Origin of the sequence: Rhodococcus sp. (in: high G+C Gram-positive bacteria), assembly GCF_049299235.1 — a bacterium.
Taxonomy (GTDB): Bacteria; Actinomycetota; Actinomycetes; order Mycobacteriales; family Mycobacteriaceae; genus Rhodococcus.
Map to the genome: position 1 here is coordinate 1 of NZ_JBAQXC010000352.1, position 17,667 is coordinate 17,667.

Consider the following 17,667-nt stretch of genomic DNA (forward strand, 5'->3'; position numbering starts at 1 on the left):
CTCCCGCGTCATCGTGATGGAGGATGCGCTCGGTTTGACCCTCGGCCACGCCGAAACCCTCGATCGCGTCGAGCGGTGGCTCGTCGCGATCGAGGGGGAGTGGGGTCGACCACGGCGGTGACGGGTATCGGCGGTGACGGGTATCGGTGGAGACGGGTATCGGTGGAGATCAGCCCTTCGCTGCGCTGATACCGGCGCGGCGGCCGAAGAAACTACCATCTCCCAGGGACGCGCCGGAGGCGTATCCGCCGGCACTGACGCCGGACGTGCAGCGTCCCGCGGCGAACAGGCCGGGAATCGGTTCGCCGGAGACGTGCAGAACTTCCGAGTCGAGGCTGGTCCGTAGGCCACCGAGGGTGAAGCCGCCGGTCATTCCACGCAGATCGATGGCTGCGACAGGCGAGCCGATCGGCTTGACCCACTCGGGCTTCTTGCCGAGCAGGGGATCCTCGCCGTCCGCGGCGTGGCGGTTGTAGACATCGACGGTGGCCTGCAGCGCGCCGGTAGGCAGACCTATCTCGGTCTCGAGTTCGGCGACGGTCTCGGCAACCCACTTGGGCCGGTGCCGCAACTCCGGGGTGGCCGTCGGGCGGGTCATGCCCTCCTCGTACGCCTCCTCGTCGATGACGAGGAACGACTGGTTCCGATTCTCGATCAGCGTCGCCTGGCCGACACGGCCCGGGTAGGTGTCCTCGTTGATGTAGCGCTGACCGCGGTCGTTGACCAGGATGCCGCGGACGAACAACTGCGGATCGCAGAAGAACGCGACCTCGGTGGCGTCCATGTGGGCGAGATCGGCGCCGAGGGCCTGAGCCATGCGGATCGCTCGGCCGTCGTGCTCTTCGATGGAGGCAGCGGGACGCCCGATCAGACGCGGTGCGTACGCCTCGATCATGTCGTCGTTGTACGCGAAGCTGCCCGTCGCGAGCACGACACCCGTGCGGGCGCGCACTGCGACGTCCTTGCCGTACTGCTTGGCCTGCACACCGACGACGCGACCGCCGGCATCGACGATCAGTGCCTGCACGCGCATGTCGTACTCGGCTTCGACGCCCAACTCGGCAGCCTTGTCGGTGAGCGGCTTCATGAGCATGTAGCCGCCGCCCTGCTCGCCGGTGCGCTTGTTGCTCATCTGTGGAACGTGGCCGCGCGGCGCCGGCGGAATGGTCGCGTTGAAGGGTGCGGCGTTCTCGCCGCCGGTGTACTGCAGGCCGTCGTCACCCGGCGGCTCCCAGCCGGGCTCGCCCCAGAAGCTCATCTTGAACGGGACACCGCACTCGTCGGCCAGCCAATGGTAGTGATCGACACTGCCCTCGCAGTACGCGTCGATCTTGGCCTCGTCGACACCCGGCCCGAGCGCGGCCTTCATGAACGCCTTCATGTTGTCGACGGTGTCCTCGAAGCCGCACGCCTTCTGCACGGGGGTTCCGCCACCCAGGTAGATGAAGCCGCCTGCCATCGCGGCGGCACCGCCCCAACCACCGGTGCGTTCCAGCACCAGGACCTTCGCGCCTTCGGCTGCGGCGGCAATCGCAGCGGAGGCGCCGGCGACGCCGAAGCCGGCAATGACGACGTCGGCTTCGTAGGCCCATTCGGAGATGTGCTCAGCCAGGATGGGGTGGATCGGGGTGATGTCGACCATGTCGGTCCTTTCGGGGATGCAGAGTGTGCGTCGTTCGGGAAGCTATCGGCGTGCCGGAACGGCGCACAATTGATTTCCCGGCCAGCGGGCCTATGTCGCGAAGATGCGGGCTACCGATGTGAGCGGCGCGGTGTCTACGCTTCTCCCTCATGGCGAAACTCGAGGTAACCACCCGCGTCCCGCTCGATCCGGAACGGACCTGGGCGACCGCATCGGATCTGCACCGATTCGGCGAATGGCTCACGATCCATGACGGCTGGCGCAGCGACCTGCCCGAACAGCTCACGGTGGGTACGACCGCCGAATCGGTGGTGTCCGTCAAGGGAATGCGTAACAGGGTCGCGTGGAAGGTCGAAGAGATCGACGCGCCGCACCATCTCGCGCTGAAGGGCACCGGCAAGGGCGGAACGAAATTCCGGTTGCTGCTCGCGGTCGCTGCCGCCACCGACGGATCGGACCTGTCGCTGAAGATCGACCTCGGTGGGGCACCGCTGTTCGGGCCGATCGGTTCGGGTGTTGCGCGCACGTTGCGCGGCGATCTCGAGGCGTCGCTGCGGAAGTTCGCCGAACTCTACGGCTGACGACTATTCGAGAACGGGTGCCCCGGCGGTATCGGTGAGCCACCGGGTCGCGAATTCGTCGAGGGTGCCGTCCGCGTACAGCCAGTCGATCGCGGCCGAAACGCACGGCGTGAACGCGCTGTTCTTTTCGAGGACCATTCCGAAGAACTCGGTGACCTCGTTCGGCCGGGGAAACTGACCGACGAGTACCGTGCCGGGAATCTGTTGGGTGATCTCGAATCCCGTCGGCAGATCCACCACGATCCCGTCCACCGACCCGTCCGCGAGCGCCGACTTCGCGGCGTCGGTGGTGGCGAAGGCGACGGGTGCGGCGGCGGCGTGGATGGTGTCGGTGATCGCGGACAGGCTCGTCGAGCTGTGCTGCGCGCCGAATGTCAAGCCGGACAGTTCCGCCAGCGACGTGGCGGCTGCCGCGGGCGTGCCCCCTCGCGCCACGATCGCCTGCCCGACCGCGTAGTACGGGGACGACAGGTCGACGGCGTCACGGCGGGTGTCGACGATCGTGAACTGTCCGAGCGCCATGTCGAAGGACTTGTCTCCGGGCTCGATCGCCTCGTTGAAGCCGATCCGCTCGTACCGGATCTGCTCCGGTGCGTAGCCGAGTCTCTCGGCGACCGCGGCGACCACCGCACCCTCGTATCCCTGGCCGTTGGCGGGATCGTCGTCGATGAACCACGGTGCGTAGGCGGGATCGTCGGTGGCGACGGTCAGCACCCCGTCGGTTCGGGTGGTGCCGGAACCGGGACCACAACCGTCGGCCGCATCGGTCGACGGCATCCGGGTCACCGCGGGTGCGGGTGACGACGTCGTGGTCGCGGACAGCGCTTCCGGTTCCGTCGAGCCGGTGCAGGCAGCAAGAATTGTCGCGGCGGCAACGATCGACGCTGCGGCGCGCGGACGCCGCAGCGGGGTCAGCACGCGGGAAATACTGCCTTGCCCGGCCGGATCCAGCAAGATCAGCGCGAACGATTGGCACAATGAGGTGATGCCGACCCGCGTGTTCGGGGACCACCGTCTGAACCTGACCAACCTCGACAAGGTGCTCTACCCGAGCACCGGCACCACCAAGGGCGAGGTGATCGGCTACTACGTGGCGATCGCCGATGCGATGCTGCCGCACGTCGCGGGTCGGGCAGGCACCCGTAAGCGCTGGCCGAACGGCGTCGACGGCCAGGCGTTCTTCGAGAAGAATCTGGCGTCGCACGCCCCGAGCTGGCTCGACCGTCGAACGGTGCGTCACAAGCAGCGCACCGTCACCTATCCGCTGTTCGACACCGTGGCGTCCCTTGCTTGGCTCGGGCAGCAGGCCGCGCTGGAACTGCATGTCCCGCAGTGGCGATTCGCCGGGAACGCACCGGGAGCGGCGACCCGCATCGTGTTCGATCTCGACCCAGGAGAGGGCGTCGGGCTGTCCGATTGCGCGCGGGTGGCGCGTCTGGTGCGCGACACGGTCGCAGAACTGGGATGGACGGCATATCCGGTGACGAGCGGCAGCAAGGGAATTCACCTCTACGTGCCCTTGGAGCGGCCCTTGCCGCCGGACGGTGCGTCGACCGTCGCGCGCACCGTAGCGACGAATCTGGAGAAACTGCACCCCGACCTGGTGACCGCGACGATGGCGAAAACCGTTCGTGGAGGACGAGTGTTCGTCGATTGGAGCCAGAACAACCCCGCCAAGACAACGGTCGCGCCGTACTCGATGCGGGGCCGCGACCAACCGTGGGCAGCGGCCCCGCGCACCTGGGACGAACTCGACGACCCGGGTCTGTCCCAGTTGCGGTTCGACGACGTGCTCGCCCGCGTCGACGCCGACGGTGACCTGCTTGCGGACCTGGATCCACCGCTGCCTGGACACGGCCGGACGGATGCATTGGGCGAATACCGTGGTAAACGCAACGCATCCCGCACTCCCGAACCGGTACCGGCCGGTGTTTCCCGCGGCGGCGCCGGCGACCGATTCGTGATCCACGAACATCGGGCACGACGGTTGCACTACGACCTGCGGCTCGAACGTGACGGGGTGCTGGCATCGTGGGCGGTGCCGAAGAACCTGCCGGACGAACCCGGCCGGAACCACCTGGCCGTCCGGACCGAGGATCACCCGCTCGAATACCTCGCATTCCACGGCAGTATCCCGAAGGGGGAGTACGGTGCGGGCACGATGACCGTGTGGGACACCGGAACCTACATCACGGAGAAATGGCGGGACGACGAGGTCATCGTGCAGTTGCAGGGCCGTCGTCTCCGCGGCCGGTACGCCCTGATCCGCACCGAGGGCACCCAGTGGCTCGCCCACCTCATGAAACAGCAGACGGCGCAGTACGGATCGCTTCCTCGCGACCTCGCCCCGATGCTCGCGACCCCCGGTGACGTGACCGCCCTCGACCATCAGGACTGGGCGTTCGAGGGCAAATGGGACGGTATCCGCGCTGTCGTCGAAGTCGACGGCGGCGGTCTGCGCGTCCGCTCGCGGTCCGGCCGGGACATCACCGCGGAGTATCCGGCGCTGGGGATTCTCGCGCAGGTCCTCGACGGGCACGCCGCGGTCCTCGACGGCGAGATCGTCGCGTTCGACCCACACGACGTCACGAGTTTCCCGTTGTTGCAGTCCGGCGGCCGCCCCACGTTCCTCGCGTTCGACGTCCTTCACCTCGACGGGACATCCCTGCTCCGTAAGACGTACAGCGACCGGAGGCGGGTACTCGAACTTCTCGGTGCGGCCGCGCCGGGACTCCAGGTGCCGGACGTGCTGCCCGGTGACGGCCCGGAGGCGCTGAAGCAGAGCATCGACCGTGGCTGGGAGGGAGTGATCGCCAAGCGGCGCGACGCGGTGTATCTGCCGGGCAAACGCGGCACCGCGTGGATCAAGGCGAAGAACTGGCTGACCCAGGAGGTCGTCGTCGCGGGATATCGGACCGGTCAGGGAGTCCGAGCGGCCACCTTCGGAGCACTGCTGCTCGGACTGTACGACGGCGACGACCTCGTGTTCGTCGGGCGTGTCGGGTCCGGCTTCGACGATCGTGCTCTCTCGGCACTGACGGCATCGCTGACCAAGTTGCGGCGGCGCATGTCGCCGTTCTCCGGGAGCATCCCGGACGTCGACGCGCGCGGCGCGGTATGGGTGACACCGAAGCTGGTGGGGGAGGTGCGCTTCCAGTCGTGGACGGAGGGTGGACGGTTGCGGCACCCGATCTGGCGTGGATTGCGCGACGACATCGACCCTTCGGACGTGCAACGCACCGATTCCTGATGCGGTTCCTTCCCCTGCTCCTGCTAACGTTCTCGAACTGGTGTCGGGTATCGGGAGGGGCGTTCATGTCCGAAGATTCCGCTGTGTCCGACGATCCTGCTGTGTCCGGCGATGCTGCTGTGTCCGGCGATGCTGCTGTGTCCGGCGATGCTGCACTGCCTGTCCGAGCGGTCGGTGTTGTCGAAGACCACGAGTCCGTGGTGCTCGGCCTCGGCGCGATGCTCGCCACCGAACCCGATCTGGAATTGGTGTGCGCCGCACCGACGGTGCAGGAACTGCTCGCCCGGAATGTTCGCCTGGACCTTGCCGTCCTCGATCTTCGGCTCGAGGACGGTTCGTCGCCGAAGGGAAATGTCGAGCAGTTGCGGGCTGCCGGCCTGGAAACGTTGATATTCACCGGTGCGGAGAATCCGTATCTGGTGCGATCGGCCGCCCGCGCCGGAGTTCTCGGGGTGGTCCGCAAGTCTGCCCCGGCGGCCGTTGTGGTCGAGGCGATCCGGACGGCGGCGTCCGGCGGGCAGGTCGTGAGCACCGAATGGGCGGCGGCTATCGACGGTGATCCCGATCTCGGTGCCGTCGGGTTGAGTCCCCGCCAACTCGAAGTGCTCGAACTGTATGCCTCGGGGGAAAAGCTGGACCGGGTGGCCCGATTGACCGGACTCGCCGCGCAGACTGTCAACGACTATTTGCAGCGCATCCGCCAGAAGTACGCGGAGGCGGGCAGGCCCGCGCCGACGAAGACCGACCTGTACAAGCGCGCCGTGGAAGACGGGTGGCTGCCGATCCCGGAACGTCCACGGTCTCCGGCCGAGGAACAGAGCAGGTCGTAAGCAAAGGTAATAATGCCCCCGGTTTCTTGGGCAGAGAAAGATCCGTCTCGGCTCGGGCGCGCACTCTGCGTACTTTCGCAGTAGATCGCACGACGACCGGAGGATCCCGTGACCAGCACGCTCGAACGCCCTGTGAACCAGGTGATTGTCAAGCCGGCCTTGTCGGCACGGGAAGTGGAGATCCTGCGCGAATGGCTGATGAGCGACTCGAAGTCGGAGGCCGCGACCCGGCTGTTCGTCGCGTCCACAACGGTGAGCACCCACATCGCCCGGATCCGGGTCAAGTACGCCTTGGCGGGACGAGAAGCCCCCACCAAGGCGGCGCTCCTCGCCCGGGCCCTGCAGGACGGATTGATCGTCATCGACGAATTGTGAACCGCTGCGTCCAACTCGACGGGGACAACTCCACGGCAGACCGGTTTCTGCGTGTCTTCGTTCGCTTCGTGGTCCTCGGCTACCTGTTCTACCTGGTGCCCGTTGCCGGCTACATGTCCACCGCCGCCGCTGTGGTCGCCCCGTGGTGGACGCCACTTGCGGCGACCGCGATCGTCGTCTCGGCCCTGGCGATGGGCGCGGCGACGTTCCACCGGGATGTGGGCCGTATCCGCCGCGCCGCGGCCGTCAACGCGTGGCTGTTCGTCGCGGTGACGCTGCTGTGGTGGCCGGCGTGGACCGGCACGCTCATCGCCGCCGACGACTACCTGTGGCTCACCCTCCTCCCCGGGTTGCCCGCGCTGTCCGCGGTCGCGGCATGGCGAACCTGGCGCCCGTTCGCCTATCTGATCGCCGTCGAAGTGATGGTGCATGCCACGGATCGGGTCGTGCGCGACCGTCCGTTCGACCATGACGCGCTACCGGATTTCGCGTTCGTCGCGACGTACTCGCTGATGTTCGTCGGCGCAGCCACGGTCGGACTCGCAGCCGCCCGCACCCTGGACGCGACGATCGCGACGACCCATGCAAACGTGGCCGCAGCGGCTGCGGCCGAGGCGAAATCCGCGGAAGGGGCGCGGTTCGCCGCTCTCGTCCACGACCGGGTGATGTCGACGTTGCTGTCCGCGGGCAGGCGGGAGATCGGTGAACGAGTGGGCGGGCAGGCTGCTCGCGCCATCGCCGAACTCGACGATCTCCGTGAGGGCTCGGATCCTGAACCGGTCTCCGGTGCCGATGCGGTGGTGGCCCGGCTTCGTTCCGCCGCAACCGAAGTCGACGACGATGTCGAATTCGTCGTGCACGCCTCGCCCGATGCCTCCGCAGCGCAGTATCCGCGCGACGTGGTCACCGCCGTCGCTGCGGCGCTTGCCGAGGCGCTGCGCAACAGCGTCCGCCACGCGGGCGCCTCCGCGGTGCGTTCGGTCACCGTCGACGTCGTTGTCGGAGGGCTCACTGTCGCCGTGGTCGACGACGGTGTCGGGTTCGATCCGGCCCGGATCGGTGACCGCCGACTCGGTATCGCGGTCTCCATCGGTGCGCGCATGCGAGTGCTCGGCGGCGACGCGACGGTCGTGTCGGCGCCGCGGAAAGGCACGATCGTCACACTCACCTGGCAGGAGTCGCCGCGATGACCGGAGCCGTCCCCGATATCCGCGACCTGCTCGGCATGCGTACGCCTGCGGCGTGGGCGCTGGTCGCCATGTATGCCGTCACGTGCGTTCTGCTGGCCGCCGACGCGGCACCCGACGCCGGGTCGATGTGGCTGACGGTGCTTGCGGCGGCTGTCTGTATCGGCGGCGCTGTTGCCCTCGTGGCAGTTCCGGGAGACCCAATGCCGCTGGGGCCGTCGATCGCGCTGGCTTCGACCGGTGCGGTGTCCTGCGGACTTGTACTGATGGCCGGTCCGCTGCCGATGTCCGATCTGTCGCCGCTGTGGACGTTCGGTCTGTCGAAGATCATCTTCTCGTTCATGTGCGTGCGGGGACGTGTCGCGCTCGCCTGGCTGGGTCTGGCGTTGATGATCGCCACCGCGATGGCCTGGTCCGGGCAGGCCGCCAAGTTCGGGTTCGCGGTCGTGGCGATCAATGCTGCCCCCGTTCTGATGGGTACGGTCTTCGCGTACACGATCCGGCCGGTCGTCCGATCGATCGATGCGCTGCGGGAGCAGTCCACCCAGCGGATCGCCGCGGAGGCGGCGGCGTCGGCGATGATCGAGGAACGCGATGCGCAACTCGACCGACTCGACGAACTCGCGCGACCACTGCTGGGGCGCATCGCGTCCGGTGCGGAACTCGACGATGCCGAATGTCTCGAATGCCTGCTGCTCGAATCGAGGCTCCGCGACACCTTGCGTGCTCCGATACTGCAAGGCGCTGCGCTGGTGGAGGAGGTGTCCGCCGCGCGGCGCCGTGGTGTCGAAGTCGTTCTGCTCGACGACCACGGCATGGACGACGCCGAACCCGCTGTGCGGGACAGGGTTCAGGAGAACATTGCCGAGGAACTCGCCGCGGTCACCGACGGTTCGGTCACCGTCCGGGTGCTTCCGCCCGGTCGGGCGGCAATGGCGTCGGTGCTGGTGAGCGGGGAATCGGTGCGACGAGCGGAGTTCGGGCCGGACGGCCACCGGCGGGCCGGGCACGTAGGGTCTTCGGCGTGACCGTCACCAAATCACTTGCCCTGTTCGCGGTTGCCGCGCTGTTCGAGATCGGCGGTGCCTGGCTCGTGTGGCAGGGCGTGCGGGAACACCGCGGCTGGATCTGGATCGGGGCCGGCGTTCTTGCGCTCGGTGCCTACGGATTCGTCGCGACGCTGCAACCCGACGCCAACTTCGGCCGGATCCTCGCGGCGTACGGGGGGGTCTTCGTCGCCGGTTCGTTGCTGTGGGGAGTGGTGATGGACGGGTTCCGGCCCGACCGGTGGGACATCGCGGGCGCCCTGGTGTGCCTGGTCGGTGTGGGGTTGATCATGTACAGCCCGCGTTGAGTTGGAGGGATCGAGTGGTCGGGGCGGGTTGAGTTGGAGGGGCGAAACATGCACCCTCGGGTGTCTGTCGAGCATGCGCGCGAGTGTCGAGACTCGATCTCATGACCACTCACACCATGTCCCGCCCGGCCCGAATCGCCATGACCGGCTACGGCATACTCGCCTACTGCGTGTTCGCCGTGGTCTTTCTCTACGCCATCGGATGGGTCGAAGGACTCGTCGTTCCTCGTACCATCGACGAGGGGCCGGCCGCATCGGCCGGTGTCGCCGTGCTCATCGACCTCGCGCTGCTCTCGATCTTCGCGGTGCAGCATTCCGTGATGGCCAGGCCCTGGTTCAAACGCCGGTGGACCCGCATCGTTCCTCCACCGATCGAACGCGCAACGTACGTCCTGTGCGCGACCGCCGCACTCGCACTGGTGATGTGGCAGTGGCGTCCGCTACCTCAGCAGGTGTGGGACGTCGAGACGACGTGGTTGCGCGTCGTCCTCTACGCCGTCTCGCTCGGTGGTTTCGCGCTGGTGCTGGCGTCGACTTTCGCGATCGACCATTTCGACCTTTTCGGGGTCCGGCAGGTCATCCGGAATCAGCTCGGAAAGCCAGCTGCCACAGCGGAATTCCTTACCCCACGCCTGTATCGGATCGTGCGTCATCCGTTGTATGCGGGGTTCTTGATCGCGTTCTGGGTGGCACCCACCATGTCGGTCGGGCACCTGGTTTTCGCCGCCGTCACCACCGGCTACATCGTCGTCGCCGTGCAGTTCGAAGAACACGACCTCATCGACACGTTCGGCGACAGGTACCGCACCTATCGCACTCAGGTGCCGATGCTCGTGCCCCGCAGGCACCGCATGTCGCCGGTTCGTGTACCCGGCCGTCCCTGAACCTGCACTCAGGACTGAATTGTGCGTCGGGACCGAGTACTCACGGGACGACGATCGCTCCGGTCGCCGGCGTCGAATTGCAGACCGGTCCGCTGGCCAGGCCGACCGAACCGAACACCGTGGTCACCACGTTGCCCGAGCCGGTATTCACCAGAGCGGACAGGTTCGGATAGGTACCGGTCAGGTCGGCGAGTCCGGCCATGCCGGTGTCGCGGTTGAGCCAGGCCACGGTGACCTGCCCGGCCGCGGGGGCAGGTCCCAGTGCCGGTCCGGTCGCGAACAACACTTCGCCGGCGCCGATCGCGGGTGATGTTTCCGGGCCGGCCTGCGCGGTGACCGTCGTGAACGACGCGAGGCTGCCCTGGTTGAGACAGCCGATGGTGACGGCGGTCCCCAACCCTTGGGGTGGGGCCGCAGCCGGGACACCGGTGAAGAGCACGGCAGCCGCAACCGGCGCCGCAGTGGCAAGGATTCGACGGGTGATTCGCAGGGCACTCATGCTGCTGCTTCCTCGAAAGTGTGTGTCACGTCCGGGCGTCCACCACTGCGCTCCGCCACGCACACATCTGCGAAGCGCATGCGGCGCGTCCCGCGCACCGTTTGACTCGGCCGAGTCTATCGGCCGGTCTGCACACGGGGGTTGTTTCGGTGATCTTGGCGTGGCCGGCCGAGTCGGTAGAACGCTTCTGCGTTGTCGGACAACGCAGCAGCGCCGAGTTCTGCACCGAGCGCGTCGACGAGCAGCGCGATGTCGGTGTCGGTGAACGGGCGCGTCGCGCGCGTGGACGGCAGGTCCGTGCCGAACATCAGTGCCGCCGGATTCGCCGCGGCGACAGCGCGCACCGCGGACGGGATGTCGAGATCCACCCGGCCGAACCCGGTGGCCTTGACGCGGGCACCGCGTTCGACGAGCCGCAGTAGGTGAGGTAGTCCCTCCGCGGACAGACCCAGATGATCGATGCTCACCGCGGGCAACCGCTCGATCGTCGCCGCGAGTTCGGGTAGATCGCGGGCGTCGACATACAGTTCGGCATGCCACCCGGCCACGGCGTGGACGCGGCGCGCGAGGGAGTCGAGGTCGGGGGCGGACGCTGATCCGCCCCGTCGGATGTTGAACCGGAGCCCACGAACCCCGGCGGCGTCGAGCCGAACGATCTCGTCGTCGGTCACCGACGGGGGAATTTGGGTCACGCCGACGAATCCCGGTCCGAGAATCTGTAGTGCGTCGAGCAGATAGCTCTGGTCGAATCCCTGGAACGACCCCGAGACGACGGCGCCGCCCGTGACACCGAGCGCGGCGACGCGCATCTGGTAGTCGGTCGCGGTGAACGGGGGCGGCAGGTATCCGTCGTTCTCGATCAGCGGGAAACGGGGATCGATGATGTGCAGGTGAGCGTCGAACACGCTGCGCACCTTAGAACGGAAGTGCCCCCGGCAGGATTCGAACCTGCGACACCGGCTTTAGGAGAGCCGTGCTCTATCCCCTGAGCTACGAGGGCGTTGCGCGGGAAGTCGACAGGGCGATTCCGTGCGCGGCTGTGAGTGTAGCGGTCGCGGCAGTGGACGGGTGATGTGGCTGGTTTGCGCCGCTCACGTCGCGTCTGCGGGTCGGTGGAGAAACCGACGAGTCGGTCCGGTTCCCGATCCTCGAGATCAAGAGAAAGTAACGGTGGCGCAGAGCGATATCGTTTTGTTACCTTGAGTCGCCAGGAACGGCCGGAACCATCCGGACGGAAGCGGACGAAGACGGGGTAGCAACTGTGGGACGGCATCAGCGCGGACGCGACGAAGCGGCAGTATTCGATTTCGACGTGTCCGGCATTGCAGCCGAGCGAGGCCGTCACCGCATCGAACCCACCGGCCCGTCGGTTCCCGTGAAGGCAGCCACCGTCGCCGCTGCGACCGGTGCGTTCCTCGCCGTCGGCGCCCAGCTCGCCGCAGGCACCGCTGCCGCGGCCCCGGCTCCCGTGCAGACCGGTTCGCTGCCGTTCGAGGTTCCTCAGGGCCTGCTGCCCCCCGGATTCGAGATCCCCGCGCTGCCGGGCGTCGCCGCTCCCGTCGACGATCACGGCCACGGCCACGATCACGATCACGCACACGGACCGGAACTGCCCGCTCCGCTCGCCGACTTCATCGATCGGGTCGGCGGAGCCGGCCAGTGGCTGAACGACCTGAACCCGGTTGCTCCGTCGACGGTGCAGCCGGTGTCGGGCACCCTCACCTCCGACTTCGGTCAGCGATGGGGCTCGCATCACGGCGGTATCGACATCGCGGCGCCGATCGGCACCCCGATCAAGTCGGCCGCCGACGGCACCGTCCTCGACGCGGGTGCGGCCTCCGGCTACGGCCAGTGGGTGCGTATCGCCAACGACGACGGCACCACCGCCGTCTACGGTCACGTCGACACCTACCAGGTCGCCGCGGGACAGCGGGTCAGCGCCGGTGACCAGATCGCCACGGTCGGCAACCAGGGCTGGTCCACCGGACCGCATCTGCACTTCGAGGTGTGGGACCAGAACGGCACCAAGACCGACCCGAACGGATGGCTCAATACCCGCGGTGTCGTCGCCGACTGGAGCAGCTACCGCGCCGTGTGACGCGATCCGGGGATAGGCTGACGGTCGTCGGCCACCGGATCGAACGGGGTGTTATGGGTACCGAGATCAACGTACGATCCTTCACCCGCGACGACCGCCGTCAGTTTCGCCGCAAGGTGCAGGCGTGCGTGTCGGTGCTCGACCGGATGCTGCGCGACGACGCGTTCGTCGATGTGCACGAGCCCCCGGAACCTCAGCTCGGCATGGAGATCGAATTCAATCTCGTGCGCGACGACATGGCACCGGCCATGTCGAATCTCGAAGTATTGGATGCACTCGACGATGCGGCCGTATTCCAGACGGAACTGGGGCAATTCAACGTCGAGATGAATGTCGAGCCCGGTCCGTTGACCGGCGACGCCACGCTCGAGCTCGAGGAGCAACTCCGGCAGTCCCTGCGTCGCGCCGACGAGCGCATGCACCGGCAGAACGCACAGCTCGTCATGGTCGGAATACTGCCCACTCTCGAACTCGACCATCTGGGCCGGGAATGGATCACGGCCAATCCGCGCTACGAGGCGCTCAACGAGCAGATTTTCGCGGCGCGCGGCGAGGACATCGAACTCGACCTCGACGGGGTACCGCTGCCCGGCACCGACAACATCGAACACTTGCGGGCGGACACCAATTCAGTGGTGCCGGAGGCGGCGTGCACGTCGTTGCAGCTTCATCTCCGGGTGGCGCCGAAGGAGTTCGCCGCGCACTGGAACGCCGCGCAGTGCCTCGCCGGTGTCCAGGTCGCGTTGGCGGCGAATTCCCCCTTCCTGGCCGGGAAGTCGCTGTGGCACGAGAGCCGGATTCCGCTGTTCGCGCAGGCAACCGACACCCGCACACTCGAACTGAAGAACCAGGGTGTGCGTCCGAGGGTGTGGTTCGGGGAGCGATGGATCGACTCGGTGATCGATCTGTTCCAGGAGAATTCGCGGTACTTCCCGGCGCTGTTGCCGGAGGTGTCCGATGCCGATCCCGAGGCGGATCTGGCGGCGGGCCGGGTGCCCGAACTGCGTGAGCTGCAGATGCACAACGGCACCATCTATCGGTGGAACCGTCCGGTCTACGACATCGCGGACGGTCACCCTCACTTGCGGATCGAGAATCGCGTGTTGCCGGCGGGTCCCACTGTGCTCGACATGATGGCAAACGCCGCGTTCTACTACGGCGCCCTGCGTGGACTCGTCGACGCCGAACGGCCGATCTGGCACCGATTGAGTTTTGATGCGGCACAAGAGAATTTGGGTGTCGGCGCGAAATGCGGGCTCGATGCGCGGCTGTACTGGCCGGGTCTGGGCTGGGTCGGCGCGGACGAACTGGTGCTGCGCCGGTTGCTGCCGCTGGCGCACGAGGGGCTCACGGCGTTCGGGTTGTCGTCCCGGGCACGGGACCGCTACCTCGGGATCATCGAACAGCGTTGCCTGACCCGCCGGACGGGCGCGGCGTGGCAGCGCGAACAGGTCGCCCGGCGTGAGGCGGCCGGCGCGGATCGTCGCGCGGCACTCACCGAGATGATGCGGGACTACGTGCGCAACATGACCGGGGGCCTGCCGGTGCACGAATGGGGCAGCATCCGTGACTAGGACGAACTGAGGCGCAATCCTGCAAGCATGTGCAGGATGACGTCTTCCATCTCCTGTGCCGACGAACTGGTCGCGTCGGCCGCGGCGAGGGATTTTGCTGCGCCGCCCAACACGTCGAAGATCAGTCGGGCCGTGGTGTCGAGGGGCACCGGTTTCAGGTCCCCGGCGTTGTCGAGTTCGGTGAGTAGTGCCCGGATCATCGGGAGCGCGAACTCGTTGTCGAGCGCGCACGTGCGTTCCTCGCCGAGAACACCGACGACTTGTTGCAGCAGAGCGCGCGCCTCCTTGTCGTCCGTGTACACCGTCAGATAGCTGTGCAGGGCGCGTTCCACGCGTTCCCAGGGGTCGGTGACGTCCGCGATTGCGTTCGCAACGGTTGTGAGGCCGCCGCTGAGCGAATCGCGGAACAGCTGCGTGAAGATGGCCTGCTTGTCGGAGAAATGATGGTACACAGCGCCTTTGCTGACGTTGGCGCGCCGAGCGATGTCCTGCACCGAGGTGTCGGTGAAGCCGCGTTCGACGAAGAGGGAGCGCGCCGCATCCAACACGGCATCTCTGGTCAGGGCCGCGTACATCTCCCGGCGACTGCACTTGACAACGTTCACAGTACGCGACAATACTCTCCGACCATAAGTATTTGACCGACTCGGAGTATGTGAACGAATCGAAGTTCGCGAAGTGCTCCGGACGTTGCAGCACCCGATCGTGGTGCACGAGGAGGTCGTGATGAGTTGGGACGAGTACCGCCGCAGAACTGCCGCTCTCGATGCTGTACTCGAGCGCGCGGCGAAGGCGGGGCAGGTCACGCTGCCGTATGCCGACGTACCGGGAGTGGCCGAAGTCTTCGCGACGGAGGCGGACCTGCTGGCTGCGCTGCGTGCGAAATGGTTCACCCTCTACCGGGGCTTCCTCGATCAGGAGAGTTTCGCAGGTGAACGCGCCGGCGCGAGCGCGGACGAGATCGCTCGATCAGCGCGGATGCGTGTCGACGTCGTCCAACCCGACCTGAGGCGCCTGATCGACCACAACTCGCCGGTCGGGTCGGCCGCTCGGGTCGACGCCGACCACGCTGTGCGACTGGAAGCGTCGGGTGGCGGCGGACTGCCGTTCCCGACCTGGAGTTCGTACGCCGGCGAGTCGTCGGGGCCGAAGGGGGTCGGCGCCGAGATCGCTTCCCTGGTCGTGCTGCTCCTATTCGGATTCGTACTATGGGCCGTGTAGGAGGCTGTGGAATATGAAGATCGACAGCGACTTTCGAAGAGTGGATGCGCTGAATCACTCGCAATACAGAACCGGTATGCGCAATGGTCACTACGAGAGTTTCTACCAGCGCGCGAATCATCCGACGAAACCGCTCGCCTTCTGGATTCGCTACACCGCCTTCGTGCCGGCAGGCCGGCCGGAAGCCTCGATCGGCGAACTGTGGTTCATATTGTTCGACGGTGATACCGGCGACCATACGGTGATGAAGGAAGAAGTACCCATCAGCGAATGTTCCTTCTCTGCTGATACATTCGACGTTCGTATCGGCGATGCGTTGCTCACACCCCGGAGTCTGACCGGCGACGGAAGATCCGCGGGACGGGAATGCGGCTGGGACCTGACCTATTCCTCGGACCACAAACCTGTACTCCTGCAACCGTACCGGGCGTACTCGGCTATCTTCCCGAAGGCCAAGAGTCTCGTTCCGAATCCGCTCGCGGTGTACGACGGCGCGCTGACGGTCGGCGGACGTGAGATTGTCGTCGACGGCTGGATCGGTAGCCAGAACCACAATTGGGGTTCGGCCCACACCGACCGGTACGCATTCGCCCAGGTCGCTGGGTTCGACGGCGAGCCGGATGCCTTCCTCGAACTTGCCACAGCGCAGGTGAAGATCGGTCCGCTGCGCACGCCATCGGCAACCATGCTGGTCTTGCGCGCCCACGGTCGCGAGTACAACATGACCTCGCTGTTCCGTGCCGTTCGTAATCGAGGCAAGTACACACCCAGTGAATGGCGGTTCGACGCAGGGAACGATCGGGCTCGGATCTACGGTTGTGTATCCGCGCCGGACACCGCGTTCGTCGACCTCGAGTACTGCAACCCGGCCGGCGGAACGAAATATTGTCGCAACACGAAGATCGGCCGCTGCACACTCGAGGTGCACGACAAGACCGACGGGAGCAGGTTCCGGTTGACCACCGAAACGCGGGCGCTGTTCGAGATCCTCACGTAGCGCGGCTTCGCCGCCCGTGTGCCTTTTGGGCCCTTGCTGGGGCACAAAAGGCACACGGGGCGCTAGAACCGCGCGGTACGGGTGACAGCGACGATCGGCCCGACGACGACCTTGCCTTCCGGTGCCGCATAGCCGGGCACGACGCCGAGGTCATCGGACACGTCGGCGATACGCACGTCCGTCTCTCCGGAATCGGTGAGCTTCAGGTGCACCTCGACACCGTCCGGATTCTCGGTGGTGAACAGGAACCCGAAGTCGTCGCCCACGTCGACAGGTGAGCCGTCGACGGTCGCCTCGCGGACGATGGCGCCGTCGACCCACAGGCCCACGGTCGGGGCACCGCGCGGGGAGAACAGGCGCAATCGGACCTCCCGTCCGTCATCGCCTCGGGCATCGCCGAGCACCTCGATCCGAGGTGGTTCGACGGCGGTGACCGGTGCTGGGCCGTGCGCGAGCGAAGTACTCTGGCGCCACGGGAATTGGGTGGGCAGCGGTGCGGGGGACTCGGTGAGCAGATCGGCGCTCCAGTCGGACCGCGGCCGACTCGACGACGCCCACACCGCCCGGCCGGTGTCGGCGTCGAGCGCGTAGAACAATTCCTCCTGCCGCGGTGCAGTCGCACCGTCGCGGTTGGTGTAGCCGCCGAGCAGCGTGCACGCGACCACCGCGATCACGGTGACAGTCGCGGCCACGGTGACAGCGGGGACGGGGGCGGCGCCCTCACCCGGAAGCAGTGGTGCGGTCAGCGGCAGCAGCACCGCGAACAGCACCGCGACGAACGCCCCGGCAAGCGGCGCACCGAACGTCAGACCGGCATCGAACGACGCGAGCACCGCGGGGACGGCGACGAGCGCGGCGGGGAGAAGCCCGACGACCACCGGAACGATCCGCCACCGCGACCACCTCGGCGGGATCGTCTCGGCGACGAGCACCCCGAGCGCCGCGGGCAGTGCCGGCAGCGCCAGGAGAGTCGCGACGCCGAGGAACGGAAGCCCCGCCAGCGCGACGACGGTGACGACCACCAGGGCTCCGACCATGAACGCCGAAGCCCCGAATCGTCGGCGCACCGCCACATACGCGATGGTGAGCACCCCGATCGCGGCGATCACCGCGTCGAGTTGATAATACCCGGGCCGATACGGTTCGCCGATCGGGACGGAGCCCAGCGCGGGAAC

At 67.0% G+C, this 17,667-nt stretch carries 17 protein-coding genes, 1 tRNA gene and 1 pseudogene; 12 read left to right on the forward strand and 7 right to left on the reverse strand.

The window, feature by feature from the left end; translation table 11 throughout:
- Positions 1–169 precede the first annotated feature (169 nt).
- The gene (locus tag WAX14_RS21935; RefSeq protein WP_422630157.1) at positions 170–1,642 is read right to left on the reverse strand and encodes an FAD-dependent oxidoreductase; all 1,473 of its coding nucleotides are present in this window, start codon (positions 1,640–1,642) and stop codon (positions 170–172) included.
- 149 nt (positions 1,643–1,791) lie between these two features.
- On the opposite strand from WAX14_RS21935, the gene WAX14_RS21940 reads away from it, so the two are divergent.
- Positions 1,792–2,223, forward strand: a complete 432-nt coding sequence (locus WAX14_RS21940) for a type II toxin-antitoxin system Rv0910 family toxin (RefSeq protein WP_422630158.1) — start codon at positions 1,792–1,794, stop codon at positions 2,221–2,223.
- Between the two features lie 3 nt (positions 2,224–2,226).
- On the opposite strand, the gene WAX14_RS21945 is transcribed toward WAX14_RS21940, so the two are convergent.
- Positions 2,227–3,141 carry a transporter substrate-binding domain-containing protein gene (locus WAX14_RS21945; RefSeq protein ID WP_422630159.1) on the reverse strand — a complete coding sequence of 305 codons (915 nt, stop codon included), beginning with the start codon at positions 3,139–3,141 and terminating at the stop codon, positions 2,227–2,229.
- Positions 3,142–3,208: 67 nt separating this feature from the next.
- On the opposite strand from WAX14_RS21945, the gene WAX14_RS21950 reads away from it, so the two are divergent.
- From WAX14_RS21950 to mddA, 7 genes are all read left to right on the forward strand, one after another.
- Positions 3,209–5,473, forward strand: coding sequence for an ATP-dependent DNA ligase (locus tag WAX14_RS21950; RefSeq protein ID WP_422630160.1), 2,265 nt, complete (start codon positions 3,209–3,211; stop codon positions 5,471–5,473).
- 65 nt (positions 5,474–5,538) lie between these two features.
- The gene (locus WAX14_RS21955; RefSeq protein WP_422630161.1) at positions 5,539–6,303 is read left to right on the forward strand and encodes a LuxR C-terminal-related transcriptional regulator; all 765 of its coding nucleotides are present in this window, start codon (positions 5,539–5,541) and stop codon (positions 6,301–6,303) included.
- Between the two features lie 108 nt (positions 6,304–6,411).
- A complete protein-coding gene (locus WAX14_RS21960; protein ID WP_422630162.1) occupies positions 6,412–6,678 on the forward strand; it encodes a LuxR C-terminal-related transcriptional regulator in 267 nt (88 codons plus the stop codon).
- The gene (locus WAX14_RS21965; RefSeq protein ID WP_422630163.1) at positions 6,675–7,868 is read left to right on the forward strand and encodes an ATP-binding protein; all 1,194 of its coding nucleotides are present in this window, start codon (positions 6,675–6,677) and stop codon (positions 7,866–7,868) included. The genes WAX14_RS21960 and WAX14_RS21965 overlap by 4 nt, the downstream gene beginning before the upstream one ends.
- Positions 7,865–8,893: a hypothetical protein gene (locus WAX14_RS21970; protein ID WP_422630164.1), complete on the forward strand. Its 1,029-nt coding sequence runs from the start codon at positions 7,865–7,867 to the stop codon at positions 8,891–8,893. The genes WAX14_RS21965 and WAX14_RS21970 overlap by 4 nt, the downstream gene beginning before the upstream one ends.
- Positions 8,890–9,219: a YnfA family protein gene (locus tag WAX14_RS21975; RefSeq protein WP_422630165.1), complete on the forward strand. Its 330-nt coding sequence runs from the start codon at positions 8,890–8,892 to the stop codon at positions 9,217–9,219. The genes WAX14_RS21970 and WAX14_RS21975 overlap by 4 nt, the downstream gene beginning before the upstream one ends.
- 101 nt (positions 9,220–9,320) lie before the next feature.
- A complete protein-coding gene (gene mddA / locus WAX14_RS21980) occupies positions 9,321–10,103 on the forward strand; it encodes a methanethiol S-methyltransferase (RefSeq protein ID WP_422630166.1) in 783 nt (260 codons plus the stop codon).
- A gap of 40 nt (positions 10,104–10,143) precedes the next feature.
- Here the strand turns inward: mddA and WAX14_RS21985 are convergent, their stop codons facing one another.
- From WAX14_RS21985 to WAX14_RS21995, 3 genes are all read right to left on the reverse strand, one after another.
- Positions 10,144–10,602, reverse strand: coding sequence for a hypothetical protein (locus tag WAX14_RS21985; RefSeq protein WP_422630167.1), 459 nt, complete (start codon positions 10,600–10,602; stop codon positions 10,144–10,146).
- 116 nt (positions 10,603–10,718) lie between these two features.
- Complete coding sequence (locus WAX14_RS21990; protein ID WP_422630168.1) at positions 10,719–11,516, reverse strand: amidohydrolase family protein; 798 nt, start codon at positions 11,514–11,516, stop codon at positions 10,719–10,721.
- Between the two features lie 13 nt (positions 11,517–11,529).
- A tRNA-Arg gene (locus tag WAX14_RS21995) sits at positions 11,530–11,602 on the reverse strand.
- A 261-nt stretch (positions 11,603–11,863) separates the two neighbouring features.
- Between WAX14_RS21995 and WAX14_RS22000 the strand changes: the two genes are divergently transcribed.
- Together WAX14_RS22000 and WAX14_RS22005 are read left to right on the forward strand one after the other, a co-directional pair.
- A complete protein-coding gene (locus WAX14_RS22000; protein WP_422630169.1) occupies positions 11,864–12,700 on the forward strand; it encodes a M23 family metallopeptidase in 837 nt (278 codons plus the stop codon).
- Positions 12,701–12,753: 53 nt separating this feature from the next.
- Positions 12,754–14,274, forward strand: a complete 1,521-nt coding sequence (locus WAX14_RS22005; protein ID WP_422630170.1) for a glutamate-cysteine ligase family protein — start codon at positions 12,754–12,756, stop codon at positions 14,272–14,274.
- On the opposite strand, the gene WAX14_RS22010 is transcribed toward WAX14_RS22005, so the two are convergent.
- The gene (locus WAX14_RS22010) at positions 14,271–14,879 is read right to left on the reverse strand and encodes a TetR/AcrR family transcriptional regulator (protein ID WP_422630171.1); all 609 of its coding nucleotides are present in this window, start codon (positions 14,877–14,879) and stop codon (positions 14,271–14,273) included. The genes WAX14_RS22005 and WAX14_RS22010 overlap by 4 nt on opposite strands.
- A gap of 121 nt (positions 14,880–15,000) precedes the next feature.
- Between WAX14_RS22010 and WAX14_RS22015 the strand changes: the two genes are divergently transcribed.
- Both WAX14_RS22015 and WAX14_RS22020 read left to right on the forward strand, forming a co-directional pair.
- A complete protein-coding gene (locus WAX14_RS22015; protein WP_422630172.1) occupies positions 15,001–15,495 on the forward strand; it encodes a hypothetical protein in 495 nt (164 codons plus the stop codon).
- A 76-nt stretch (positions 15,496–15,571) separates the two neighbouring features.
- Positions 15,572–16,492 (forward strand): hypothetical protein, encoded by a 921-nt coding sequence (locus WAX14_RS22020; protein ID WP_422630173.1) that lies wholly within the window; start codon positions 15,572–15,574, stop codon positions 16,490–16,492.
- Positions 16,493–16,554: 62 nt separating this feature from the next.
- Here WAX14_RS22020 and WAX14_RS22025 read toward each other — a convergent pair.
- Positions 16,555–17,667, reverse strand: a pseudogene (locus tag WAX14_RS22025) (peptidase M28); the annotation flags it as partial.